Genomic DNA, 26,444 nt, shown 5'->3' with positions numbered 1-26,444 from the left:
TTACACTAAGTTTGAGTTGCTGCAGAGGAAAATAAGGCCTATGAGAGTAGGGTGAACAAATTGTTGAAGTTGGTGCCTTCCATTACGGAACCAGGAATGAGAACTCTGTATGGAAATTGGGCCAAAGGACATTTTTGACTCAGACTTTTGTTGTGTGCCGTTTTAATTTTATTCGGTTATAGGTCTTATTCCAAAAATAAGTAAATACCCAATCATCCAAAATTCACCAATGGTTGCGGGTAGGGTAAGAAATCTATTGAAGCCAAAATCAATTCCTGCGTAGCGGATAACGGTGCTGATTAGATAGCCAATACCTCCTAAAACAATAACCCTTCCTAACCACACTGGCATTCTTTTGGATTTAATGACCATAAACCCCATGGGAAATAGCCAAAGCCCAAAGAATAGACCACCAATACCCCAAGCATTTGAAATTATACTTTGAAAAACCTGAATAAGTAAAACTTTGTCTTCCAAAGCACCCGTGTCGGAATTGGCAACGCCTAAAGCAGAGGCGATCGAAATTGCACTTATCATAATGGCTATGGCATTCACCATTCCCCATATACCGAGAGTCCAAGCTTCCCATTCATATTTGTCTTTAAATAATTTGTAAAACCAAATTGCGGTAAGTGCTTGTGAAATTACTATAGCAAACTCTAATAGCAACCTAATTCTTGCAGTGGATTCTAGTTCAACCAAATTTGTTAACGTTTGTTCAGGATTGCCCGAGACAAATATTTGAGAATGAAAGACCATAAACCCTAAAATCCCTGAAATGGCCATTATTAAATACCAAACGCCAGTTATTCTTGCAGTTTTGATCGATTGCTTTTGTTCTTTATTTAAATCCACAGGTTGTTTGTTCATAGTGTTCATAATACATTTGACGATGTAACAGGATTATTGTTACAGTTTTGCTCTAATGGCTTTCAATACCCTGCTAAACCCAGAACCTTATCAAATTGCATTTAGGTAAGGTTGGGTCGGGTTTTAGTTATGTTCAATCGTGGTGCCGTAGGTTTCGGGTCCCAATCGCTATGGCAATTTGGTTAATGGTTTCATAAAAGTAGGGTATTTGGATTAAAGAAAGTGGAAATAATGTATTATAGGGCACATTGTGGACAACTGGCTTTTTTTAGTCGTAAATTCTAATTATTTCTCCGTTTCCTTTTCCGTTTACGCTTCTTACATATCCGTTAATCACTTTTTTCATGGGTATTGGATTATGTCCAGGGAAATAATCTTTATATTTTTCATAAGCATCTTCAACCATTCCAGAAGAAACTACATTTACTCTAATTCCGTTTTCAATTTCGAGCGCAACAGCTTTTACGAAACTATGAATTCCGCCATTTACCATAGCGGCACTGGTTGTTTTTACAACTGGGTCATCTGCTAAAATTCCTGTAGATAGCGTTATGGAACCATTTGTATTTAAATAATGCTGCCCAATACGCACAAGATTAACTTGTCCCATTAGCTTACTTTTCAGTCCGATATAATAATCGTCTTCAGAAAGTTTATTGAAATCGTCCCATTTTGCTTCTCCAGCGATACAAATTATAGCGTCCACTTTCCCAATCTTTTCAAACATTGAGTTTATCGAACTGCTATCAGCAATATCAACAGTGACGTCTCCATTGGTTCGTCCAGCGATTAAAATTTCGTTCTTTTCTTTAAAATGTGAAACAACAGTTTTTCCAATTGTTCCGTTTCCTCCAATTATTAAGATTTTCATTGTTTTCAATTTTAAGTTAAACAATTAGTCTTGTTGCATTTCTCTTTTTTATTTCTTGACCTATATATCGTTAAAGTTGCAATGATGCTCCAAAGTAAATTAGTTACAAATGGTGGAATTGCATTATAGTAATAACAGTTTATGGCTATTAAAAGACCTCCGAGTAAGTTTAAATACTTGCCATAATCTAAATACTTTTTATTTTCAATCAGGGTTAGGGCATAGGCAAGGATGATTAATCCTGAACCCGACCAACCTAAAATGTCAATTAATAGTTCCATAGTTAGTTATATTGCGAAATGTCGATATGTTCTAACAAATTTTTATTCCAGAAAATCGGTAAACTCCTTAATTGTCTTTTCATTCCTTTTAAAATAAGACCATTTTCCATGTCTTGTCGATATCAAAAGTCCACATTTTTCCATATTTGTTAGATAAGTAGAAATTGTAGATTGTGATAATCCTGCTTTTTCTTGAATATAGGTAACGCAGACACCATCATTAAAATGTTTTAAGGTTTCGTGTGGTGGAAAGTGTTTCTCTGGTTCTTTCAGCCATTCCATAATCTGGAACCTTGTTTGGTTTGATAGACATTTTCCAATTTCAGTTGCTGCTTTTAAATTCATATCGCAAACATATTGATAAATCTCGATATATAAAAATGAACTTATGTATTTGTTATGTTCAATCGTGGTGCCGTAGGTTTCGGGTCCCGACCGCTATGGCAGTTGGTTTAGTGGGGCTTTAGGACGGATGCCCAAGGGGCGGGAATTGCGGAGCAATGTAGCTACTTGGTTGAGGCCGGAGGCTTTCAAAATCCGTCCCAACGGGTTTGTGTATGAGCAGTAGCGGATTTTAAGAAACTACTTTTCGGATTACAATATACCTTATAAAATGAATAAAATCTCAAGTTTGCATTTAAACCGCTATTGCTCATATAGCGTTTTTTTTATTTTGTCAATAATTCTGTTTGATATTTGATTTAACTTTTCTTGAGCATCAGAGGTAGAAACATTTGTAACAAGAAATATTCCAATGTTTTTTTTAGGATATAACGCTATCCAAGATGAAAAACCAAAAGTGCCTCCACTATGGTAAAACATTTGGTTTGCTGTATTGTACTCAAATGTGTTCCAAACATAAGCTCTTCCTAATCTATTATTCTTTTCTGTGAGTAAGTTCAATGATTGTTTCACAGCTGCATCCTGACTTTCCATATACATTTTTATGTAATTCAACATTGAACTTGTATTAGACTTCAAAGCTCCATCACTTGCATAAAATTCACTTGCAATAGGCATAATTTCTCCATCACTATTTTTTCCTAAAGCCATTTCCAATTTTAAATTTTCGTCTAGTCTATAGATTGTGTTTTGTTCTCCAGATTTAGAAAAAACATATCTTTTTAAAAGATTAGTATAGGTATCACTATATACTTCTTCCAAGATGTATCCAATAAGTCTAATTCCCGCATTTGAATAATGATAGTTTTCTCCTGAATCGTCTACCAAATTGGTTTGAGAAAGTTTATTGAAGAATACTTCTTTTGTATATTGTTTTATACAGTCGAGTTTTTCAGGGTAGCCTAAATCGTTACAATGTAAGTTTACAGGCAGTCCCGATGTATGCGTTGCCAAGTTTCTGAGTGTTATAGGTGAATCTTTAAGTTTTAGGTTCTCATACTTACTGCCATTTGGAAGATATGCTCTTATATCAGATTCTAAATTAAGTTTTCCATCAGCAACAGCTTGTGACAAGAGTAATCCAACATATGTTTTAGATATTGAACCAATTTCATAAAGTGTTTTATTATTAGGTTTTGTTCCATCAGTTAATTCTCCAAAGTGAAATTGAAGTGTTTTGCCATTGACATAGATAGAACCAGATAATGCAGAAAATTCAGGAGCTTCAATAAACTCACTAAGTTCTTCATTTACGATTTCTTCTATGCTACTTTTTTTAATATTGAATTGTTCCCTGTTTTCATTTATTGGATTCTTAATTTTACCGCAAGATGAAAAAATAGATATCATCAAAATTGTAACTATCGCCTTATTCATAAATCACATAGTTAACTTTATCAACTCCTGTATTTCCGCTTTTAGCATCATAGGCATAAACTATAAGTTCATATTGTCCTGCAGAAGTAATGTTTATATTTCCTTTAAAAAGATTTGTCTCTGTGAGTGACATTGCAACATCTCTAATATGTATGTCGTTTCTTTTAACAATAGCCTTAACTTCTATATTCTCGGAATCCCAAATCCCTCCTTTATTTATGGTACATCCACACATCATAACTATGTTGGCTTCTATTTCAAATGGTTTATTTTTAATTGAGCTTAAAGAAATATAATTGTGGGTTCTGGGTTTTAATATGTCAATAATATATCCTGGTATTTCCAGAACTATGCCATCTCCTAAAATATCCTTTCCAGGAATTAACCATAATTCAGTACTTACAATGCTTTGCGCTTGTTTGTTGTTAAAAGGTGAAATCACTTTAATCTGTACGAATGTTGGCTCATCTATATCTATTGTTGCTAAAAATTTAGCTGTGCGCTCATCTGAAATTGAATACCCTCTTTTTACAGGAACTTTCATAATTAAATCTGTATTTCCTGTAGAACCACTCGTTTTACCTTCTGCTAATATTCTGTTATTTATTTTGTTCGTAATTATTATATAAGCTCCTCCAAGAGAACTACCAACGAACTTAGCATCCTTTGCTTTTGCTCGTACAATTATCTTTGTTTCTGTAGCCATTGATGTTAGGCTACAAAGAATTAGAAGAATGAGGAAAATGTTCTTTTTCATAATTTTTATTGATTTCTTTTTAAATATTCTTTTTTAAATCTGTGGTGAAATGAAGTTTTTTGTAGTTCTAGATCTATATTGTCCAAGTATGTAAGTATACTCAAATCATTATCTATCATATTTAAGATTGCATTTTCGCAACTATCCCAGAGTATTTCGAGCTTTGGCATCAACTTATGTGCTTTATCTGATAATGAAATAATCTGTTTTCTTTTGTCTGAGATATCATATTTTGTTTCTAAATAGCCTTTTTTCGCCATCTTTTTTACGATAACTACCACTGATGGATGTGCATAACCTAAACGTTCGGCGATATATGATATTGAAACTTTTTCTGTTTTTTGTAGAAGCATAAATAATAGATACCAGTTAGGTTCGACATCAATATCAAATTCTTTGTAAAGCTTTCTTATATCATGCGACACTCTATCACTTATCCTTTTCAATCGACTATCTAAGGCTTTATAACCTAGTTCTTTTATAAAGTCATCATTCATATTAAAATTATTTGATGGCAAATATACATTAAAATAGTCAACTATATAGTTAACTACGTAATATTTTGGAATCCTAAACAACGTTCTCGGCTATGAGTAGTTGCGGATTTTAAGAAACTACTTTTCGGATTACAATATACTCTTATTTACGCTAAAACCTTTAGATTAAACACTTAAGCCGCAATTACTTATACACCGTGTTGTATGCAGTGTTTTTTTATGTAGTAAACAATATTACTTCAGTATTAAGTTTATTTTTATTCAGCTCAATAATTCTATATCCAAATGTTGCGCTACCAACTTTTATCTCATCGGGTATTTTTTCTACTTGATAAGAACTTGCAGGTGTAATATACTGTCGGATATTACCATTACTTCTTACATCTTCGAAATGATAATGCCCACAGAAAATGATAACATCTTTTTCAAGGTTTTGCAGCTCTGTTCTTAGAAGATTTCGATTTTTTAAGGCAAATTGCCTATCTACTTCGGTGTCAACCCCTAAAATGGGATGATGAATAAATAGGATGATGTTTTTTTCCGTTAAAAGTTCCTTTTTAAACCAATTAAATTGTTCTTGGCTTATGGAGCCTGAACTCGAGTCTAAAAATAGAAATTTGTAATAATTATACTCTTGACTATAATACAGTTCAGTTTGGCTTTCAACAACTTCAATGCTGTAGTGATCGACTACTTCATCAAAGTAATCGTGATTTCCTAAAGTTATGGCTAGATTATAATTTTTCAGAGATTCAAAAAACCATTGGTTTGCAGTTTTTTCTCCAATATCTCCTCCAAATACAATTTCTTCTATACCTTTTTTAGAAACATCATTAAGTATTATTTCCCAATTTTTTCGAGCGTCAACGCCTTGGTCAATAGGAAATCGTTCATCTAAATGAATATCGGTTATATATGCAATTTTTTTGTTCACAGAAAATGTTATGGTTGTAGTATTGTCATTTTCCATCCATTACTGGTCTGTTCAAAAAGTTTTCTTTCGTGTAGCCTACTTGTTTTAAACTCCATAAACTCTATTCTAATCGGTTTAATGTAAATACCTCCCCAGTTTTTTGGTTGCCCAACGTCTTTATTTCCTAATGCTGCTTTCTTCTCTTCGAACAGTTTTTGCATATATGGTATATCTTGAATTTCCCGCCCTTGCTCAAAAATAGTAGATACAATCTTTGAGTCTCTATTCCTTTTCTTAAAGTAAATTTCAGCATCAGGCTTAGGAATTTCTGATACATCTCCTTGTATTCTAATTTGTCTTTCTGTACACGTCCACCAAAATGATAGAGCAGCTTTTGAATGATTTTTAATTTCTCTTCCTTTTCTTGAATCTAAAGGACCCGTAACTACAAATGATTGGTTCTTAATTTCTTTTAAAGAGACAAATCTAGAATTCGGATATCCATCTAATCCAATAGTAGATAAACAACAGGCAGAAGGTAAATCTAAATTATTTTGTTCTTTTTCTTCAGAAAACCATTTTTCAAATAATAATAAAGGGTTCATTTGTTATGTATTTCAGATTGCATACTACCGTCTGGTATAACCGTCAGTTACGGGATTAAAATTAATTTTTTCGGTTTAGAACTGGACTAGGGCTTTTCATAGGATACATTGTTACACCACGTTTTTTTCTTATTCTTTATTTAACTGCTATTTTTCCATTTCCATTACTTGCATTACCTATAACCTAATATTTATTTTCAAATTCAACTAATGGGCTACTAAGTTTTTAAAGAAAGTTCACTAAATCAGTTGTTTAATGAACTAATATTAATCCAATGAGACTAAAAACTGTTATCCATAAACCTAATTTACCAATAGCTTTCCACACGCCCCACTTAAATTTGGTAGCATTAGCCTGTTTGAAATTATCAAATCCCATACCGCCACCTTCTGTCCTTCTATTAAATTTCTCCTCTTCAACTTTGTAGTTCAATCTGCCACCAATAATAAATAGCGTAAATCCGATAAAAAATATTGGACTCAAAAGTCGGTGTCCTGTTAAAATATCCCAAATATTATAAAGAAATTCCATGGTTATATTTATTTAATGTGTTGTTTTTAAATGTGGTGTAACGGTTTCGTATAACCGTCAGTTACGGGTTAAATTAGCGATTATTTTCGGTTTAGCACAGACGTTAGCATCGATGAAAAAGCAGTAAGTCGAGTATCTTTAAAATGAACTAAAAATTAAAGATATGATTACTCAAATTACTGCTGTACCGAAGTTATACATTGGTATCGACATTCACAAGAGAAGTTGGAAAGTGCATTGTGCTACAGATTTGTTTTCAGGCAAGTCATTTTCAATGAATCCGGCCCCTGAACAACTTAAAGGTTATGTTGATAAACATTTCGCCGGTCATGAAGTATCGACCGCCTACGAGGCGGGTTGCTGTGGATATTCAGCGCATCGTTGTTTCGAGTCCTATGGTTGGACTTCCCTAGAGGTCAATCCTGCCGATATCCATAGAAAGGGCAAGGAGAAACATACCAAGACCGACAGGATAGATGCGCAGTTGATATCAAGAGAGTTAAAAGACGGTCGTTTGGAGGGTATCCATGTTCCCGATGTTGAGCGTGAGGAGTTACGAAGTCTATTTAGGCGCAGAAACGATCTTGTCAAGGATTTCCGAAGGATAAAGAGTTACATCAAAATGCAGCTTTTGTATTTCGGTATTAAAGAGCCGGAAGAATTTGACAACGACCATTGGAGCCATAAGTACCGGAAATGGTTAGATGGTATTGTGTTTGAGAACCCAACAGCAAAAGCAACGTTAGAGAGTCGTATGCGTTTCTTTCGTTTTGTGGACCAAGAGCTTCGGGATGTTTCCACTCAGCTTCGTAGGTATTGTAAAACGTACCATAAGAAGGATTATATGTTGCTCAGGAGCATACCCGGCATTGGAGGGATCGTTGCTTGTGGTATCTTATGTGAATTGGGAGATCTGCGACGTTTTAACAATGTCAAGCATTTGGCCGGTTATGTCGGTCTGGCACCAGGGGTCCACCAAAGTGGGAGTAACTATAAGACCCTTGGTATAACCCCGCGTGCACATCGTTTGGTACGGAGCTATTTTGTAGAGGCATCTTGGCAGGCGATAAGGGCCGATCCGGTTATGCAAGCTTACTATCGTAAGCACCAAGGTAGAAACGTAAAGAGTATCATTATCAAAGTAGCGAGAAAACTACTTAGTAGGACTTTGGCCGTTATTAAGACGGAGACCCCTTATTGCATAGGGGTACTGGAATAAAAGATAAAAAAACAAACCATAACAAAGCTCACAAAATAGTAGAGAGACCCGTACCACAAAACAACGTGGGTGATCCAAGAAACCGGAATCACATCTTTATAGCAAGTGGCCGGGTCTATTATAGCTTATAATCATACAGATGCTGGTGAACACAGAAATAAGTGTATCACATATAGGATGCGGAGCAAGTTATATCAAAAGAAAAAGGTGGTTTAAGGCAAGAAGAAAATATTATTTAACTTTAGAGAACTGGACTAGGGCTTTTCATAGGAGCCATTGTTATGTACAGGTCTTTATTAGATTTTATTTTTCTTTTATTCCAATTAAAGATATCAATCCGTCAGAAAGAGTTCCACGCCAATTCACATAATTGTGCCCTCCTTTAAATTCTTGATAATCCACATCATATCCTTTTACTTTAAGAATATCTCGAAACTGTCTATTCATTCCAAGCATAGAAGCTCCTGCATCATAAAGTCCGATGTCCATATAGAATTTTATGGGCAGTCGTTCGCAATGCATATATGCATCTATGAGTTTACCATTATCTTCAGGATATATCCAATGGTTTTCATTATCAGTCCCTTTTATCCAATAGGAACCTGATTGAGAAAGAACATTTCCCATGACATCTGAATGATTTAATGCAATGAAACTAGCAGCAAAACCTCCTCGGCTTGAACCTGCTAAAATTACTTTATCTGACGTAGTATGAATGTTGTATTTTGAACGCACCCAAGGAATAAGTTCAGTTGCAATAAAATCTCCAAATTGTTCGCTTATCAAATCTTTATTGCGTTTACCCATCGACCATACTAAAACTGTAATAGTAGGTGGAATTTCTTTATCTGATATTAGATTATCAATTATAGTTGGTGTAGGTATTCTTGACCTACGATTTGGTCTTGCTCCATATGATTCTCCATCAAAAATAATTAATAAGTTATGAGGTTTCTTTGCGTCATAATTTGCAGGTGTGTGAATGGAAATTTTTCGTTGTTCATTCAAGATTTTACTTGCAATTGATGTTGGATACAACATTCCTTTACTCACATTTTCTCTTTCGATAATGTAAGTTTGTTTTGGGGCATTTGGCATTTCAACTGTTCCATCATAAGCGTGCTCTACATTTCTGATTTCGATTTCGCTATTTGGCCCTACTTTGTCTAAATTGAAATAATTGAATCCATAATTGAACCGAGCTATTTTAGGAACTCTTTGAGTCACAAAATGAAGTTTTGTGTTTGGCAATCGCTGAAAACGTAATCCCAAAAAGTCAGGACCACCGCTTAACATTACATATTCAGTATTATCATTAGGTATGCAAAAGTATGTGACCAACATATCTGTATCATTTCCTTCAATCGGCTCGATAATATGTTTGTCTGTTTGTTTGGCAATGAAAGTATTTATAGCATTTTTATCAGTTAGCGAAGATTCCCATAAATTGAATAATGTCTTTGTTGGAAGCTCTTTTTTTGTAATACGCTTTGTATTGTCTGATAAACTTAAGATTTTTTTAGTAGTCAAAGTGTAGGTTCCTTTTTTCACGTTTTTATCTAACGTATGGACTATCAATTTATATTCTCCCGATTCAACTGAAGTGATATCAATAGGTTCAACTCCATTTGTTCCGTTTGGACTATCAATTTGTTTTAGAAGTTCACCATTTGGTTTATGGACATCAATTACAAGGTCTATTTCTTTTTGAAGAACTTCTCCAACTATTGCCATTCCGTTTTCTAATTCTACAGTATAAGTATGTTTGTCTAATGCAGAAATAGTCTTGTCAATTTTTTCTCCAGCAATAAGTTCTTTTTCATTATTATTTTGAGCTGAAATTGGAAAAGTGAAAACTGAAATAAATAAAAGCGAGGTGAGAAGAGTAAGGTAATAAGGTTTGTTCATTAATTAATTTTTCTATGTTGTTTTGTTTGACTTGTACATAACGGTTAGTATATGCGGCGTGACCAGCTTTTGCTGGGCATGAACGTCATATACATTGTTGGCATTTCGTTTTCTTTTTCATGATTTTGCTGATTTGCCTTATTTCCAAATACTATTAAGAGAATAAATGTCTACACTTTTTATACTGCATTTTCCGTCCTTTGCAAATAATGATAGTCTATCAAACTTTTCTGTTGGAAAAAAAATATCAGAAAAATTTAATTCACCATCATTGATAAATATCTCTATTGAGGCGGCGTCTATATATGCATGCACAAATAAATTTTCTTTATTAAAATCAATTGGGGCAGAATGTACGTTATTAAAAAAACTATCGGAGAATTTATTCATACTCGAATTTGTTCTATCCACATACAACATACCAGCAGTTTTATCGAAACTTATTATAAGGTTTTCATTCATTCCATTTGTCAGCTCTATTCCAAATGAATTTGCTGTCGTTTCATTCAGATTCACCTCCATAATTATCTCAGATTGTGCGGGTGCAAAAGAACCCTCCAATACTTTTTCCTCAACAAATACTAACGGAGTAAAAGAGACCGAATCTTTTCTTAATTCTTTTAATTCTTTAACTGGGGTACTGCCTAATATATAACTTGAATCCGATTTAAATAATTTTAATTCTCTTGGAAGAGTCATCGCACTTCGCCATTTTTTAGTTGGGACAACTTGAGCATATTGCCAATTAGACATCCATCCGATTCCGATTGTTCGACCATCACTTTTTGGTATATTGTTCCAAGTGACAAAAGCATAATTATCCGTCCCCCAATCCAACCACTTTTGATTTTTTTCATCACTTATGAACTCCTCTCCATCAAATTCACCGACGAAGTAAGAGGTAGCTGTTCCTCCGTTTGGTGCATCTTTTTGAATACTTACGATTAATACCCATTTTTCTTGTGTACTTCCTGATACTTTCATAGGTATAAAATCAGGGCATTCCCACAAACGATGGTCTCCTTCAATTCCAAAATCTGACATAAACTCCCAATCAATAAGGTTTTCAGAGGCATAGAATTTAACTCGGTCATAAGCCGCTAATACTAAGACCCATTTTTGTTGGGGTTCGTACCAAACAACTTTAGGGTCTCTAAAATCTTTAATTTTTTCGGTATTGGGAATAACGGGATTATTAGTATATTTTAACCAAGAAATACCGCCATCAGTACTGTATGCCAAACTTTGGTATTGAAATTCATTCGTTTTGGCTTTTTCGCCCGCCATGTTATGATGCGTAAAAGTTGCGACGATTGGCGGATTATCCATTGTCCCCAATTTCGATGTGTTTTGCTGGTCTACTACGGCACCACCAGAAAAAATAAGACCCAGAGAATCGGGATAGAGTGCAATTGGTAAATGCTTCCAATGTACTAAATCAACTGATTCGGCATGTCCCCAATGCATAGGGCCCCATACGGTGCTGTCAGGGTAGTATTGGTAAAAAAGATGATACTTTCCTTTGTGATAGAACATCCCGTTAGGGTCGTTCATCCAGTTTGCTTTTGGTGTGAAATGGAATTGTGGACGATGTTTTTCATGAACACGTTCTCGAGGTTTTATTTCTTCTTGTGTTTTTCTTGTCGCTACATTATCACAAGAAATATAAATGAATATCAATGCCAAGCTTAAAAACCCAAAATAACTATTAGAATGTTTCATTTAATTGTGTAACTATTTAATGAAAAACCAACAATCTCTATCTATCTATTCGATATGTTTTTTTATCCAAACCAACCCCTGTAATGGTTAATGATTTCCATTGTTTTGGAAGAATTGGGTCTTTTTGAATTATTCCTTCATCCGTAAACTGCAAACCACCAAAACCAAATAGTACACTTTGCAACATTCCTCCCGCTCCTGTAGCAAAGTATGAAAAATTTGAAGTCGCCACCTCTGATAAAGCACCAAAAGGAGCTTGTTGGTTTGGTACATAACTTTCCTTAAAAAGGCGATATGCATTATCTACATCTCCTTGTCGTGCATATAAAATTGAAAAAATAGATTTACCCATTGCAGGTCCTTCTTTTGCCAATTTTGGTTCATAGTATTTTAAGTCTTTCAAAATTGTTTCTTCGTCGCTAACAACATTTAACGGGTAGGATAATAAATTGACGTCTGCCTGTTTGATTCTATCACCATCGTATTTTGAATGTTCTTTGGTGGTACCATCAGGGAATTTTAGTATCCTGATACCTTTCCCAACTTCTCCCCAATTAGTATCTGGAGAAATTCCCAATTCTTTTGCGGCTAAAATGGCATATTGTAATGCAGTTTTTGCTGCTCCATTCGTAAATGCATTATCATTTACATTGGGGGCAAATTCATTTGCTCCAACCACATTGTTTATAGAATAAGTCCCGTCATTATTTTTAACAACTCTACTTACCCAAAAATCAGCCACCTCTTTTAATACTGGGTAGCCTTTTTCTTTTAGCCAATTTATGTCTTTCGTTACTCTATAATAATTCCAAAATGCAATCCCGATATCTGCTGTAATATGATGCTCGAAAGGTCCAGTTAATGCAAAAGGAGGTGTCGCTTCTTCTCCTGTATCATCACTTTCCCAAGGAAACATTGCACCTTTATAGCCATAATTAATTGCTCGTTTCTTTGCTGGTTCTAATCTGTCTGAGCGATAATTTACTAAAGAACGAGCAATTTCTTGATTAAGTAGGAGTAAAGGTGGGAACATCCATAATTCTGTATCCCAAAATATGTGTCCATTATATGGAATTTGTAGAGATAAACCCATAGGAGCAATACTCAAATCTGATTTCTCTCGTCCAAATGCATACAAATGGTAAAGTGCCAATCGAATATCTTGTTGCGACTCTAAATCACCTTCGATAATGATATCGCCTTCCCATAGTTCTTCCCATAATTTTTTATGTCCACTCAATAATACATCACGAGAGTTTAATAAATTAAAAATGACCATTCGTTCTGATTCAGATTTCGGGTCAGAAAAATCTGCTGTCGTACATTCTGCACCTGTCCATGCAAATTCAAGTTTTTTTCCTCTCTTTATTTCGTTTACAAAAGAGAGGGTGTTTTCATTAGGAGAAACAATTTCATGAGTTAGTTCAGGTCTTTGATGCTCTCGTGATGAATTGATATGGTGCCAAATAAAAGTGCCCGAAGTAGCCACTAAGTGTTTGCCAAATGGTGTTTTCGCAATAGACTGTAAAATTGGCATTGTAGTTTCTAAATCACGCAATACTTGATAGGTATTTTGTGGCTTTTGATATTTTTCAGGTGTTGTGATTTTTCCTACTGCTTTTATCTCTATATCCTTTAGAGCTTCTATTTTTATATCAATGTATCCTGTATATTGAAGATTGCGAAGAGCATAAACAGTACATGAAATTTTGGCTTTTTCTTTATATTCAAAATGAGTGGTAAACGAACCATCTTTCATATCAATGGTTTGTGACCATTTTCTTATATTTTTCAAGGTCACCTCTTCTCCATCAACATAAACATCTAAATTTCCAAAATCCATTCCATGTACTATCTGACTAACTTTCAGTACAGGGTCTACATCATATACATTATTTAGTACTGTATGCTTTATCTTAAACGGTTCTACCGAAGTTAACATGCCAATTCTGCCATTTGACATTGCAATTCCTGTGTATGGTTCTTGATTTGTTGTCGTAATATGCCAACCATCATTTTGGGCATTTGCAAAAATGCCTGACAATAATAAGAGTACAATAATTATTTGTTTCATGTTTTTATTTGTCTTTAATGAATGCCAACGGTCTCCTTTACTTTGAATTTATTTTGAATATCATATTTTCCTAAAATTTTCATTCCGGAGTATGGCTTTTCTTCTGTCGTTGTTTTTCCACAGATTGTTGTTGTAGAAATCATTTTTCCATATTCCATTGTTGCAGGAAACTCTCCATTTTCGTCAAGATTTTGAGTGATAATTTCAGTCGCCATATTCGTTTCACTTTCCGTAATCATTGGCAATTCAATTCCTTGACTTTTTATTCTATCTATTATTTCTTGGTCAGCAACAAATTCAATTTCAGTGTGAGAAGTTGTTTTGAGTTGAGTCTTATATTTTTTATTTGGTTTGAATTTAGTTTTGAAAATAATGCTTTCTTGAGCACAACTTGTTATTGATATTAAAATCAATAAAACAAAGGTTAATTTTTTTATCATAAATTTCTGTTCAGCTTGCTGGTAACGGTTTGTGTAAGGATAGTTGCGTGAGCGAGCAACTAACTTAATAAAAATGGAACCAACCAGAGGAAAATCCGCAGGATTTTCCGAGTAGGCGAGAACAAGCAATTACTTATAGCCAGTGTTGTAAGCAGTTTTTATTTAATTCGTTTTTTAATTAGTATTATTTGCCCAAGATGATAATAAGTATGTTCAATCATTGCATCAATATTCCTGTAATAAGTTCCATATTGATTATCTACAAAGTCCGATAATATTTTTTCGTCAGGCATCTTTTCAACAAGTTCAATAAATTCTTCCGAGTCAAGGCAAAACTTATTTACTAAATTTTTCCAATCTTGTTCAGACTTTATAGGTGGGGAATCAAAGCTGTATTTGTCACGTATATCAAGCGTTCCACCTTTAAGAACTTTTGCAACTCCAGCTATATAGTAATCAATATGAAAAGTCAAATCAGCTATAGTGTTTAGGTTATCAATTTTTTGAGTTGCTTGATTCCAGTCAAGGTCAATAATTTGTTCCTTAAAATTTGTACCTAAAACCCATTTTCCCTCTGTAAAAACTTCCCTCAGACGGTCAGCTAAATATTCATTTAATTTCATTTTTTGCGGTTTCTCAAATTGCTTACAACGGTTAGGCTATGCGCAGTGTCCCGAAGGGCATTGCGTATAGGTGTTGTTGTGTACAGTTATTTTTTACTTTTCTTTTCAAGAATACTCTTCATGCTTGTGGTGAATTGCTTTGAGGCTTCTTTACTTTGGATTATTTGATTAATGAGGAATGTTAGTATATCCTTAATGTGACTAGCATTTTCAAGACAGCTTTCATCAGAATCGGCATGAAGTCCTTCACTTAACTCACTGTGTAAAACTCCTAATGGGTTCATTCCACTTGGTCTTAGAATGGTTGGTAATAAATCTTTTACCAAGTCAATTTTTTCCTGTGCAACTCTTGTTTTTTTCGTTTCTTCTAATGCCGCTTTATATTCTGCCTGATGTTCAGCCTCTATTAAATCAGAAATTGAGTTTAATAACTCATCTATTATTTCTTCAGTTATTCTTCGATAGTAAGCGAATGCACCGATACCATAACCTTGAGATTCACAAACAAGACCTTTTCTAAATGTCTTTGCATGTTTCCCTAGTGTTTTTTCAAGGTTTTTATCCATTTTTATTTCCCATTCTGGATATTGACCGAACTTATAAACATAGTCTAAACTTGGACTTATATAAACTTGAAATTGTCTGGTAAAACTTCTACAAGATTGACATTTATAAACAAGTCTTACTTTTTCATCTGCGGATTCTACATTCATGTATTGATGAAAATCATAATACTCATTAATCATATTAAAAGTCTGGGTTGAACCACAGTTCCGACATTCCATATTTATTGGTGGTTTAGGAATGTTGTCCAAAGTGCGGGGAACTTCACATGTCAACTTTCTAAACAATGAATATTCTTCTAAAAACTCTTTATTCATATTTTATTTCTAATTGTACACAACGGTCTCCTTTACTTTGAATTTATAAATTGAATAAGAGAAAGAGGAGAACTAAAACGGTCTCTAAGTTAAGCCTTATTAGACGTATCAGTCCTCTTTTCTCCTAAAAGTTGCAAAGAACCAATTGGAATACCAGGTGTTGCAGCACCCAATAAAGGAAATAGTTTTTGCAACAAAATTTAACTGTCAATTTTAAAATTATGAAAAATTACAAAGAAGCCATTGGTATCGATGTATCAAAGAAGACTTTGGACGTTAGCTGTCATCTATTGGGCAAGCACAAGGTATTTACGAACGACATAAGGGGTTATCGTTCCATGTTGTCCTGGGTGGAAAAGGAAGTAAAGGCTTCCTTTTTTTGCTGTTTTGAGAACACGGGGAACTATTCCTTGAAGCTGTCCTGCTATTTAAGTAGGCAAGGTGTAGATTATGTAGAGGAGAACCCATTGAGGATAAAAAGGTCCCTGGACCTGGTAAGGGAAAAGACCGACAAGGTGGATTCCCGGCTCATAGCAAGATATGCCTGGTTGTGCAGGGAAGAACTGACCATGGGGGAGGCAAAAAGCTTGGTTTATCAGGAGCTGGGCAGATTATTGGGCCTTCGTGATCAAATGGTGCGCAATAGGGCGGGGCTATTGGGTACCTTAAAGGAGATGGAGCATTTGTTGGGGAGTCCTTCCACGGATGTAGGCTGTATTTCCATTAAGAGGGCGATAGCTTCACTTGATAAACAGGTCAAGGCCATTGAGGCCAGAATGGATCAGGTACTAAGGGAGGATGAGGAATTGTCGGGCAATTACGGACTGTTGCTTTCTTTACGTGGGATTGGTTTTGTGGTGGCGTGCCAGCTGCTCTATCACACCCAAAATTTTCGGCGATTCGACTCATGGAGAAAATTTTCGAGTTATTGTGGCCTGGCTCCCTATGAGCATCGATCCGGCAGTAGTTTGAGAAAAAGGAAACAGTGTCATTGGATAGGGGACAGGAAGATGAAGACTTTGTTGAGCATGGCCGGTATATCGGCGATACAACATGATCCGGAGCTCAGGGCGTACTATAAACGAAAAATAGCGGAAGGGAAGCCTAAGATGGTTGCTTTGAACAATGTCAGGAACAAACTTTTGGCAAGGGCATTCTCTGTGGTTAAAAGAGGAACACCATACGTGGTTTTACAAAAATTCGCTGCTTGAAAAAGGTTGAAATAAGTTTGGATTTGATCTTGGAATACGGCTATGAGTAGTTGCGTGGTTTAGCACTTAACTTTGCAAGTACGCACCAAACTGAAAATCCGCGAGGATTTTCAGAAGTAGGCGAGAACAAGCAATTACTTATAGCCATTGTTGTGCTTTCGTTATTTACTCATTTCATCATTGATTAAATTTACTAATTCTTCCGCTGCATTAATGGTAGTTTGATAAACTCGATTTTGAGTATTTGTACCGATTCTCTTTGACATTACTGAATACAGATATTCAGAATTATCACGCAATTCATTTAAATTTAAATCTTGTCTGTTTAAATCAGAACCAATCTGGGTTTTCAAAACATTACCAGCAAGCAACACTTCTGCAATACTTTTGGTTATAAAATTATGTTGATATAGTTGCATACTCTTTTCCATATTTTGCTCAACACGTTCATTAAGAGCATAGTATCTAAATAATTTATTCTTTAGTTCTTTTGAAGAAATAATATTTCCACCATTACTGGATTCAAATTGACGAATTGCAGATTTTTCAGGAATAAAGTAAGATTCTGAAGTAAGTGAAATGTTGTAGCTTGCAAAATCAGTTAATTCAATATTTGTTAAATCATTTTTGAAGGAAAGAATAGATATAATCGAATCTGCAGCAGCTATACGTTCATTATTTCCGATAATTGCGGCTTTTAATGTTTTTATATCTGTATTTAAATCGGCGCTAAAATCTTGTAAAAAAACAGATTCTATCTTTTCTTTTTTCTGTAATTCATTCCAATTATTAATTTGAAGAGCAATCAAAATTCCGATAACTACAAGAATTATTTCTCCAATGGCATATTTAAGATACTTTCCAGTTTTTCCTTCTGAAAGTAAGTTTTGTCTAATTTTTCTAAAGAATTTTATCATTGGTTAGCGGTTTCTGATAATGAAGCACAACGGTTCTCGGCTATGATTTCGATGTGGCTGGCGGCTGGTGAGCGACGGCGTGGGCCGGTGCGATTTTCCAGCGAGCCATAGCTGCGTTACGAAAGCATTCCCGTGGTTAATAGTTTTCTTAAAAGTAGGAAATTTAGTTCAGGGTAGGAGCGGAGCAATGAATTATAGCCAGTGTTGTAAGTAGTTGTTTTTAATTATTGTCTATGATATTTTTGGGGAGCCAACATCTCATATACATACTCTCTAATTCTCCATTAGGAGAAAAAACTGTATAAAATGATTGGTCACCATCGAAACAATCTTCATTTCCGTAAAGATCCGGTTCGGAATTCCATTTTTTTTCAGAGCCCAAATGTTCAAAGATTTCCATTATGTCTTCATAAAATCCATTTTGGAAAATCAGGTCTTTGGTTTGGACTTTTCTTGATTGTTCTAAATATTCCCTTTTATTCATATCAAAGGTTAAATTTATTAGCAGCCCATTTGTGAAAATTGTGACATAATCTGCGACACAACCCAAACAGATATAAGAATAACTTTCTATTAAAATTATGTCTTGTTTTGGGTAATCCAACCGCACTTCATTGATTTTACTCAAGTATTTGTCTCTGATTTTTAATTGGTTTTTCAATTCCGAATTCATTGTGTTCGCAGACTCGAACGGCGACTTGGCTATACTCTTTTTGATAGCTAAATCAACTTGTCTATTGAAGTCCGAAATCTTTGCAGATTTGCAACCCATAAATAGAATTGAAGTCAGACAGAATAATAAACGGAGTACATTTTTCACAATTACTTACAACGGTCTCGGCTATAAGTAGTTGCGTGGGTTAGCACTTAACTTTGCAAGTACACACCAAACTGAAAATCCGCGAGGATTTTCAGAAGTAGGCGAGAACAAGCAATTACTTATAGCCATTGTTGGCATTTCGTTTTTATTCCAGTTTTAATTTCATTCCGTAATAGGCATTAATTAGATAAAGAACATTAATTAAAGGTCCTATCATCATTGCTTGTCTCCAATCAATAATTCCGATAAATGTAATTAAGAAAGTCAAAAATGTAATTCCCGAAAGTGCTATTGCAGTCCATTTAAGCCATTTTTTTAGATAAATGTCAGATGAGTATAGTTTTAGTAGTCCACCCAAAAAAATAACGTTTCCAAATACAAAAACTACGGTTGCCATTTGATTTGCCATTTGGGACAATTCAAAAGATGTATTTTCGTATCCGCCAAGCATTATCGGATAGGTCGAAAGTAGAATCAGTTGCCCAACGGAAATTATTGCCCAACTTATTTTCTTGAAATTAAAAGCAAAGTATAATGCACCAATTGCTATAAATGTCATAAAAAGAAATTCCACTTTCCAATGCATACCATATACATCCCAATTTTCATTCACATAATTGTGCCTTTCCATTGGGTTTAATGGTGCTTTGCTCGATAAATAAATATAAATTCCGATTGTTATATTTATTAATATCGAACCTGAAGTCCAAAGTAATTTTCCAAGTTTCATAAAATGGTGTTTTAAATGAATGCCAACGTTATGGGCTATGAGTAGTTGCGTGGTTTAGCACTTAACTTTGCAAGTACGCACCAAACTGAAAATCCGCGAGGATTTTCAGAAGTAGGCGAGAACAAGCAATTACTTATAGCCATTGTTGTGCTTTCGTTATTTACTCATTTCATCATTGATTAAATTTACTAATTCTTCCGCTGCATTAATGGTAGTTTGATAAACTCGATTTTGAGTATTTGTACCGATTCTCTTTGACATTACTGAATACAGATATTCAGAATTATCACGCAATTCATTTAAATTTAAATCTTGTCTGTTTAAATCAGAACCAATCTGGGTTTTCAAAACATTACCAGCAAGCAACACTTCTGCAATACTTTTGGTTATAAAATTATGTTGATATAGTTGCATACTCTTTTCCATATTTTGCTCAACACGTTCATTAAGAGCATAGTATCTAAATAATTTATTCTTTAGTTCTTTTGAAGAAATAATATTTCCACCATTACTGGATTCAAATTGACGAATTGCAGATTTTTCAGGAATAAAGTAAGATTCTGAAGTAAGTGAAATGTTGTAGCTTGCAAAATCAGTTAATTCAATATTTGTTAAATCATTTTTGAAGGAAAGAATAGATATAATCGAATCTGCAGCAGCTATACGTTCATTATTTCCGATAATTGCGGCTTTTAATGTTTTTATATCTGTATTTAAATCGGCGCTAAAATCTTGTAAAAAAACAGATTCTATCTTTTCTTTTTTCTGTAATTCATTCCAATTATTAATTTGAAGAGCAATCAAAATTCCGATAACTACAAGAATTATTTCTCCAATGGCATATTTAAGATACTTTCCAGTTTTTCCTTCTGAAAGTAAGTTTTGTCTAATTTTTCTAAAGAATTTTATCATTGGTTAGCGGTTTCTGATAATGAAGCACAACGGTCTCGGCTATGAGTAGTTGCGTGGGTTAGCACGAAACTTTGCAAGTACACACCAAACTGAAAATCCGCAAGGATTTTCAGAAGTAGGCGAGAACAAGCAATTACTTATAGCCATTGTTGGCAATAGTTTTTTATTCTTTTTTTGCTCTTAATCTTCTAAGAATACTAGAGCTTATTTTATCGGCTTTAAATTTTTTGTTTTTGACAATTGACTCATAAAGTTCTTGGTTTTCTCTTGGAAGGTTTTCAAATTCATTAAAGCCATAATTATTTAGTAAGCTAGAAAATCTATATACCTGCTCAGTTGTCTCAAGTTTTGTTAAAACAATTTCGTCGTTTTGAATTACTTTTTGAAAGTAATAATACCATCTTTCCTTGGTAAGCTTTGATAATTCTTTTTCGGCGATTTCAGCAGCTCTCCAAGAAGTCCCATAATAGTTTCCTAGGTAAACTGCTAAATAAGCTTGTATGCATTCAATCAACGCTGGTGCAGGAATTGTACTTCCCAAACCACTTAGTTTTTTAACAACCGCTGGTTCATTGTAAAAATTATTTGTCGAATAATGTGTATCTATAACTTGCTTAGCTGTTTTAATAAAAGTTACAGACCTTAAATTTTCTGGCACGTAGTCAAAGCCATTAACTTTGAGAAGTGCATTTTTGAGACCTGAGGCTGCAATAGAGTTACCAGCAGCAGTTACATCTCTATATGCTGTACCAACATTCCACCTGTCATTTTCGCCAAGTTTTTTCCAAATTAATGGAAGTGTTGTGTTGATATTAGCAATTGAGTGTTCTAGTTTGGCACCAATGTCATTTTTAATCGACGAAAGTAGTATTGTCATTACTGTTCTTAAGTAAAACAATGGTGAATTGATAATTTGGTCTAATTGCAAATCATCTGCCCTAAGTGTTTCATTAAGAAGTCTGTCTCTAAATTGTGAAAATTCAACAGCGATTGATATGTCTTGTTCTCCTAAAATATATTGCACACTAGATTTTACAATTGTAAAAGCAGTTGCATAATCTAATGGCTCCTCTGCATTTTTTGAAAAATAATGACTAATGAGTTCATTGCTTTGTCTTAGTCTTAAAGCAGCTGTTGTACCAATTACTCCTAATTGTTCGGCTAATTTAATTGCAGTAAAATCAGTAATCTCACTCTCAACTGAAGTTGTTTCATCGAAATCATCTCTACCAATCATTTCTCCTATAAACTTCATACCTAGAGTTGATAAGGTCTCTTTCAATTTGACCATCGATTTTTTCCAAGTATATTCTGAAGCCATATCATATGCCTCAAATTGAAATGCAGCGATTATCTGCTTTTGTTGCTGAACAGTTAAATGATTTGCATATGGCATAATATCATTTGCATCTTTAACCGAAGGTGGAAATGTAATTCCATTGGGCCCTTGCCATATTTGTATATCACTCATCTTTTTTCCATATTTTAACATTACCATCTTGAGATTTGTAAAAACAAAACTCAAAATGTCCACAGTTTTCCATTGACTTAAATGCTTTAGACCTTGCTCCTCCAGACACAACATCATCATCTTTTAAATAACTATCAATTAAGATATGATAACCAATAACTTTCGCTTTGTCAGTTATAATTGTTATGCCATCGTGATTTAGCATTGACTTAAGTAAAGAAGAATGTGCTTTTAGGTTTATAGAAGACTCGTTATCTTTATTAGTTTCTGAATCATTTATCATAGATTCAAAGTCTATAGGCGAAGAAAGATAAATCCCGCCATTACCGTTAATTTCCTCTTTTAATTTTTCAATTGATTCATCATCATCTTTAACTATAGCAATTAGATTTCCGTGTCCATTTTTTATTGCATCGTCTATAACCTTTTCAAAAAAGGTTTTAATATTATTTTTTATTTTTTCATCACAATTTGAAGATATCGCCGAACATAGAAAATGAACTTCATCATAATTTATTTGTTTTGGCTCTTCTAATGTTAGTGATACAATAAGTTGATTTTTTAAACCAGATAATTCAACTGTTTTTTGACCTATATTTCTAATGTAAGCTATTGTGGTGTTATCATAATCCTCAATTTTCATCTCTCCAACCGTTTGATTATAAATTGAAGGACTTGTCTCGGACATTTCTGCACTTGTTATTCCGAATTTAATATTACCATCTTTAACTTCGATAAATATTATCCAGCTGTTGATTGCTAGTGGTGCACACAATTTAATGGCATTTTTAAATTCAATAATCGAAAGTTCAGATTCCTTGATTACCAAATCTTTGTTTGGTATTGTCTTAAAAAAATCTAAACTATTGGTTACTAAAATCTCAGGGAATAATGGAATACCTTCTTCGTGATAATCAGATATTAAATTGATTATCTCTAGTATTCCAAACTTGGTAATATCATCTTTAGCGAAACCTTCCTCATACAGAAAATTACCGATAGAGTCAATAATACTTTCTCTTAATGATGCTTTCTTTATTTTAGTCATATTTGTCTCTCAAAGTAATATTCTCAAAATTATTGCCAACGGTCTTGTATATGAAAAGTAGCGGATTTTACACACTAACTTTTCGGATTATAACAGACCTTTAATTTATTCATTTTCTTTTGATTAAGCGATTAAACCGCTATTTTTTATATACGTTGTTGTACACTGGCTTTTTTCTGTTCAGCTTGGTTTTCAGCGATGGCGAAAGACATACTCTTTTGCAATTTTTGGCTCAAGCATTGGCTGGTGCGAATTGCAAATGTGTATGGCTTTAAGCGTTGGCTATTTTTTTCCTCTGTTTAACCTTCGGTTAGATAATTTTTTCCATATACTATCTGCCAATTCAATTTCTTCATTAGTCAAGCCATAATTTTCTTTTAATATTTTTTCGTTCGTAATTTTTAGTAATTCCGAAATGTCTTCCTTTTCACGAATCATTTCGTCAATAGTTGGAAGTAATTCCGCATTCTTTTCATTGTAAGGTAAGAGTATTTTTTCCACTTCGTTCGGCATTAATTCTAAAACTCCGCCACCGTGACTTCTTCCACAAATCTCAGCAAATGCAAATGAGAGTGAATTGTAATAACTAGCAGTTAAAGCATTTATATTCACTTTTTCTTTAATGGTTACTCTGTGCATAGTATCCGTTGTGAAAGCTTTTGCTTCGTTAATTATTAATTTTGGATACTTATTGTTTCTTCGAATAAATAATGCATCAGATATTCTTTGAGAAGGCACAATTTGCCATTCATCACGTATTCTACATTTATAACCTTTGTGTATGTTGTTTTCTTCTCCCCAAGTAATATAATCTCTAGCTCCAACAGAACCATTCAGTTCGTCCATTTTTGGGAATGATAAAAAGTGCGTTCGAGCTTCTGAGTTTCTATTTTTAATCCAATCTTTTTCTGTGAAAATCGCACTTGGAACTTGTACACTTCTACCAACTAATGGTTTTGCATACTTTTCTAAATTATAGGATTGTACAGTAGAAAGTGGAACTGTGAAAAATGGATTTGAACCTGTTGTAATACCTACTTCTACTTTTGCGTATTCTCTAAGTCTTGGAATTATTTTGTCGTTCTGAAGTTTTTCTAAAAAGTCAATTTCGTTTTGTTCAAGGAAATAAAAAGTCCATTTGTTTGATTTGAAATCAATCTTCTTTTTTGGGCTTTTTAATTTTGATACATCTAGTTTTTCAAGTTCTTCTGCATCTTTCAATTCTAAATGTTCAATTAAATGTGTTTTAGATTTATTTTTCTCACACAACAAAAGAACTACTTCTTGTTGAATGTCTGGAAATACCAACTTTTCAAAAGATACAATGTTTATTTTATTATAAAAATGAGCTAAAAACTCTCGTAAAGGTTGAGCATACGAAACTTGTAGTATTTCGGCTGGTAATACAAATCCAATTTTGCCTTCTTCTTTTAAAAGTAGGGAAGAACCTATAACAAACGAAACCCAAGCATTGGTCAATTTAGAATACTTTAGTTTGGCTTTATCGAAAATCTGTGAAGCAAATTCTTGTTGTTCTTTGTCAAAATATTGGTAGCGAATGTAAGGTGGATTTCCGACTACCAAATCAAACTTTTGTTTGGTGTTAATGCAAAAATCGTGAAAATCGGTATTGATAACGTTAGTTTTGTCCAAGCCAATTTTTTTAGACTTTTCAGCTTCAACTTCGTCAAACTCTATTGCAGTTACAGAATTATATTCATAACCGCCTTTTTGTATTTCTTCAAGGAATACGCCATCTCCACAACTTGGTTCTAAAATGTCAAATTGTTTATTACCGTTAAATGCCCATTTTAAAACAAATGATGCGATTGGTTCAGGTGTATAGAATCCACCCCTTAATTTTTCCTTTGATGCTTCTTTAATTAGTTGCATAAATCTCAGAAATTAAAGGGATATTGCTATCAGCTTCTCCCAAGTTAAACAAAGTTTTAAGTGTGTTGTCTAGTTCAGACTTTAAACTGTCGAACTGACGCTGTAATGGAATTAATGTCCTTTTATTTCCGTTGCTATCATCTATTTTTCCTTGAACATCAATTAATTCTTTTTGAATTTTCGAGATTTTATCGTGAATATCTTTCTCTGATTTTGTGTCAAAATTAATAAGCCTAATTGGTAGCTTTTTGAGCACTTTTGTACCTCTTGCGATATAACCACCTCTGAATACTTCTCCAATTAGTGCAGAAAACCACTCTAAATATTTAGAGTTCAATAGCGCTTGAATATAGTAGATAGAATAAGGGAAATTGTCAGGTAAAGTAATCATACAATAACCTGCAGTACCGCCAGAAGATATTAAAGTTCCAAAATAATCAATTGCATATTTATTGCCTTGTGCTAAAACTCCAACAATGATTTTTGCAGGCACATCACATTTGTCTAAACTTTGATGTCTACCATATCTATACCATTCGTTTTTTGTTAGAGGTTCAGGTTTAATGTCTCTCTTATCGTTATCAAGTTTATCTTTATAGTGATGTAAAAACTTGTATGTTTCAGGATAATTAGACTTTAAATCAGCAATTTCTACAAACTCAATTCCTTTTTTAGTTTTTATATAAGGGTATATGACAAATGAGTTTGGCGAAAATGGGCGATAAGTATATAAATTATCTTCTCCGCTAGAAGTCTTGAAATATGGTCTAGTTAATGTTTTCTCAACTTTCCATTGAACACCATCTTTTTTGAAATAAAGAAAGTGTTTATCTTCTTTTTCTATAGAATGAATATAAACGCTATTGGCACTTGTTTGAATACCATTGTATATGTTTTCAGAACCAATAAGTTCCTCTAGTGTTTTCGATTGAGAAACTATAGATGTGTAAATTGGTTTTAAAATACTTGGATAAAGCACCCAACCTTCGACTTCTAGAGAATCAATCTTGAATTCGTCAAAATATTCTTTCCCAATACTTCTTGTTTTCCAATTTTTGAGTGAGTTTACCTCAAAATATTTGAGTTGTTCTAGCTTTTCTTTTTTGAGAATTAAAAGGCAGGTGTATGTCGTCTTGTTTTGGAAAACTTGGTTTGCACCAAAGGATATTATTCGTTCAATTGCTTTATTATCGACAAGTAATTCTCTCAACTTTTTACCAGCTCCAACTTTCGCAAACTTACTTGGAACTATGTAACCAAAATAACCTCCTTCTTTTAATAGTTGCAAACCTCTTTCTATGAAAAGAAAGTACTTGTCAAACTGTTTGTAAGATGATTCAAATTTTGATTTGTAAATTGGTAATTCAAGAGGTGTAAACTCTTTCATATGTTCTGTAGCCATATATGGTGGATTACCAACAATAACATCAAAACGAGTTTTGCCAAAATCAAAAGGATTTATTTCAACTT

Annotated in this window: 26 protein-coding genes; 2 read left to right on the top strand and 24 right to left on the bottom strand. The window is 33.8% G+C overall.

What is annotated here, in order from left to right:
- Positions 1 to 168: 168 nt before the first annotated feature.
- The 10 genes from ACXAFK_RS09840 to ACXAFK_RS09795 all read right to left on the bottom strand — a co-directional run bounded on the left by ACXAFK_RS09840 (position 169) and on the right by ACXAFK_RS09795 (position 7,105).
- On the bottom strand, positions 169 to 870 hold the full coding sequence (locus tag ACXAFK_RS09840) for a DUF4386 domain-containing protein (RefSeq protein WP_474957631.1): 702 nt from the start codon (positions 868 to 870) through the stop codon (positions 169 to 171).
- A gap of 268 nt (positions 871 to 1,138) precedes the next feature.
- Positions 1,139 to 1,741 (bottom strand): short chain dehydrogenase, encoded by a 603-nt coding sequence (locus ACXAFK_RS09835; protein WP_474957630.1) that lies wholly within the window; start codon positions 1,739 to 1,741, stop codon positions 1,139 to 1,141.
- Positions 1,742 to 1,752: 11 nt separating this feature from the next.
- Positions 1,753 to 2,022, bottom strand: coding sequence for a CBU_0592 family membrane protein (locus tag ACXAFK_RS09830; protein WP_474957629.1), 270 nt, complete (start codon positions 2,020 to 2,022; stop codon positions 1,753 to 1,755).
- A 42-nt stretch (positions 2,023 to 2,064) separates the two neighbouring features.
- Entirely contained in the window at positions 2,065 to 2,367 is a 303-nt protein-coding gene (locus tag ACXAFK_RS09825) for an ArsR/SmtB family transcription factor (RefSeq protein WP_474957628.1), read from the bottom strand.
- Between the two features lie 300 nt (positions 2,368 to 2,667).
- Positions 2,668 to 3,801, bottom strand: coding sequence for a serine hydrolase domain-containing protein (locus ACXAFK_RS09820; protein ID WP_474957627.1), 1,134 nt, complete (start codon positions 3,799 to 3,801; stop codon positions 2,668 to 2,670).
- Positions 3,794 to 4,558, bottom strand: coding sequence for a hypothetical protein (locus tag ACXAFK_RS09815; protein WP_474957626.1), 765 nt, complete (start codon positions 4,556 to 4,558; stop codon positions 3,794 to 3,796). Before ACXAFK_RS09815 ends, ACXAFK_RS09820 begins: the two co-directional genes overlap by 8 nt.
- 5 nt (positions 4,559 to 4,563) lie before the next feature.
- Positions 4,564 to 5,055 carry a MarR family winged helix-turn-helix transcriptional regulator gene (locus ACXAFK_RS09810; RefSeq protein ID WP_474957625.1) on the bottom strand — a complete coding sequence of 164 codons (492 nt, stop codon included), beginning with the start codon at positions 5,053 to 5,055 and terminating at the stop codon, positions 4,564 to 4,566.
- A gap of 217 nt (positions 5,056 to 5,272) precedes the next feature.
- On the bottom strand, positions 5,273 to 6,025 hold the full coding sequence (locus ACXAFK_RS09805; RefSeq protein WP_474957624.1) for a metallophosphoesterase family protein: 753 nt from the start codon (positions 6,023 to 6,025) through the stop codon (positions 5,273 to 5,275).
- The gene (locus ACXAFK_RS09800) at positions 5,998 to 6,573 is read right to left on the bottom strand and encodes a pyridoxine/pyridoxamine 5'-phosphate oxidase (RefSeq protein WP_474957623.1); all 576 of its coding nucleotides are present in this window, start codon (positions 6,571 to 6,573) and stop codon (positions 5,998 to 6,000) included. The genes ACXAFK_RS09805 and ACXAFK_RS09800 overlap by 28 nt, the downstream gene beginning before the upstream one ends.
- Positions 6,574 to 6,826: 253 nt before the next feature.
- Positions 6,827 to 7,105, bottom strand: a complete 279-nt coding sequence (locus tag ACXAFK_RS09795; protein ID WP_474957622.1) for a hypothetical protein — start codon at positions 7,103 to 7,105, stop codon at positions 6,827 to 6,829.
- A 163-nt stretch (positions 7,106 to 7,268) separates the two neighbouring features.
- Between ACXAFK_RS09795 and ACXAFK_RS09790 the strand changes: the two genes are divergently transcribed.
- Positions 7,269 to 8,324 carry an IS110 family RNA-guided transposase gene (locus ACXAFK_RS09790; protein ID WP_474957621.1) on the top strand — a complete coding sequence of 352 codons (1,056 nt, stop codon included), beginning with the start codon at positions 7,269 to 7,271 and terminating at the stop codon, positions 8,322 to 8,324.
- Between the two features lie 303 nt (positions 8,325 to 8,627).
- Here ACXAFK_RS09790 and ACXAFK_RS09785 read toward each other — a convergent pair whose 3' ends face one another.
- The 6 genes from ACXAFK_RS09785 to ACXAFK_RS09760 form a co-directional block, all read right to left on the bottom strand.
- Positions 8,628 to 10,232: an alpha/beta hydrolase gene (locus tag ACXAFK_RS09785; RefSeq protein ID WP_474957620.1), complete on the bottom strand. Its 1,605-nt coding sequence runs from the start codon at positions 10,230 to 10,232 to the stop codon at positions 8,628 to 8,630.
- Positions 10,233 to 10,370: 138 nt separating this feature from the next.
- Positions 10,371 to 11,954 (bottom strand): glycoside hydrolase family 32 protein, encoded by a 1,584-nt coding sequence (locus tag ACXAFK_RS09780; RefSeq protein ID WP_474957619.1) that lies wholly within the window; start codon positions 11,952 to 11,954, stop codon positions 10,371 to 10,373.
- Between the two features lie 37 nt (positions 11,955 to 11,991).
- Entirely contained in the window at positions 11,992 to 14,028 is a 2,037-nt protein-coding gene (locus tag ACXAFK_RS09775) for a glycosyl hydrolase family 95 catalytic domain-containing protein (protein WP_474957618.1), read from the bottom strand.
- A gap of 14 nt (positions 14,029 to 14,042) precedes the next feature.
- On the bottom strand, positions 14,043 to 14,468 hold the full coding sequence (locus ACXAFK_RS09770; protein WP_474957617.1) for a hypothetical protein: 426 nt from the start codon (positions 14,466 to 14,468) through the stop codon (positions 14,043 to 14,045).
- Positions 14,469 to 14,626: 158 nt separating this feature from the next.
- Positions 14,627 to 15,091 carry a DUF1572 domain-containing protein gene (locus ACXAFK_RS09765; protein WP_474957616.1) on the bottom strand — a complete coding sequence of 155 codons (465 nt, stop codon included), beginning with the start codon at positions 15,089 to 15,091 and terminating at the stop codon, positions 14,627 to 14,629.
- An 86-nt stretch (positions 15,092 to 15,177) separates the two neighbouring features.
- Entirely contained in the window at positions 15,178 to 15,972 is a 795-nt protein-coding gene (locus ACXAFK_RS09760) for a hypothetical protein (RefSeq protein ID WP_474957615.1), read from the bottom strand.
- Between the two features lie 221 nt (positions 15,973 to 16,193).
- On the opposite strand from ACXAFK_RS09760, the gene ACXAFK_RS09755 reads away from it, so the two are divergent.
- Entirely contained in the window at positions 16,194 to 17,183 is a 990-nt protein-coding gene (locus ACXAFK_RS09755) for an IS110 family RNA-guided transposase (protein ID WP_474957614.1), read from the top strand.
- A gap of 161 nt (positions 17,184 to 17,344) precedes the next feature.
- Here the strand turns inward: ACXAFK_RS09755 and ACXAFK_RS09750 are convergent, their stop codons facing one another.
- The 8 genes from ACXAFK_RS09750 to ACXAFK_RS09715 all read right to left on the bottom strand — a co-directional run bounded on the left by ACXAFK_RS09750 (position 17,345) and on the right by ACXAFK_RS09715 (position 26,436).
- The gene (locus ACXAFK_RS09750) at positions 17,345 to 18,100 is read right to left on the bottom strand and encodes a DUF6090 family protein (protein ID WP_474957611.1); all 756 of its coding nucleotides are present in this window, start codon (positions 18,098 to 18,100) and stop codon (positions 17,345 to 17,347) included.
- A 220-nt stretch (positions 18,101 to 18,320) separates the two neighbouring features.
- Complete coding sequence (locus ACXAFK_RS09745) at positions 18,321 to 18,728, bottom strand: hypothetical protein (RefSeq protein WP_474957613.1); 408 nt, start codon at positions 18,726 to 18,728, stop codon at positions 18,321 to 18,323.
- 337 nt (positions 18,729 to 19,065) lie between these two features.
- Positions 19,066 to 19,650: a hypothetical protein gene (locus ACXAFK_RS09740; protein ID WP_474957612.1), complete on the bottom strand. Its 585-nt coding sequence runs from the start codon at positions 19,648 to 19,650 to the stop codon at positions 19,066 to 19,068.
- A 156-nt stretch (positions 19,651 to 19,806) separates the two neighbouring features.
- Positions 19,807 to 20,562 (bottom strand): DUF6090 family protein, encoded by a 756-nt coding sequence (locus ACXAFK_RS09735; protein ID WP_474957611.1) that lies wholly within the window; start codon positions 20,560 to 20,562, stop codon positions 19,807 to 19,809.
- A 163-nt stretch (positions 20,563 to 20,725) separates the two neighbouring features.
- Positions 20,726 to 22,033 (bottom strand): hypothetical protein, encoded by a 1,308-nt coding sequence (locus tag ACXAFK_RS09730; protein WP_474957610.1) that lies wholly within the window; start codon positions 22,031 to 22,033, stop codon positions 20,726 to 20,728.
- Positions 22,026 to 23,081 carry a hypothetical protein gene (locus tag ACXAFK_RS09725; RefSeq protein WP_474957609.1) on the bottom strand — a complete coding sequence of 352 codons (1,056 nt, stop codon included), beginning with the start codon at positions 23,079 to 23,081 and terminating at the stop codon, positions 22,026 to 22,028. Before ACXAFK_RS09725 ends, ACXAFK_RS09730 begins: the two co-directional genes overlap by 8 nt.
- 282 nt (positions 23,082 to 23,363) lie before the next feature.
- Positions 23,364 to 24,974, bottom strand: coding sequence for an Eco57I restriction-modification methylase domain-containing protein (locus ACXAFK_RS09720; protein ID WP_474957608.1), 1,611 nt, complete (start codon positions 24,972 to 24,974; stop codon positions 23,364 to 23,366).
- On the bottom strand, positions 24,961 to 26,436 hold the full coding sequence (locus tag ACXAFK_RS09715) for an Eco57I restriction-modification methylase domain-containing protein (RefSeq protein ID WP_474958162.1): 1,476 nt from the start codon (positions 26,434 to 26,436) through the stop codon (positions 24,961 to 24,963). Before ACXAFK_RS09715 ends, ACXAFK_RS09720 begins: the two co-directional genes overlap by 14 nt.
- Between the last annotated feature and the right edge of the window lie 8 nt (positions 26,437 to 26,444).

It is taken from the genome of Flagellimonas sp. ABD4_174, assembly GCF_056160185.1.
This window is presented reverse-complemented; position numbering and strand designations above follow the sequence as displayed.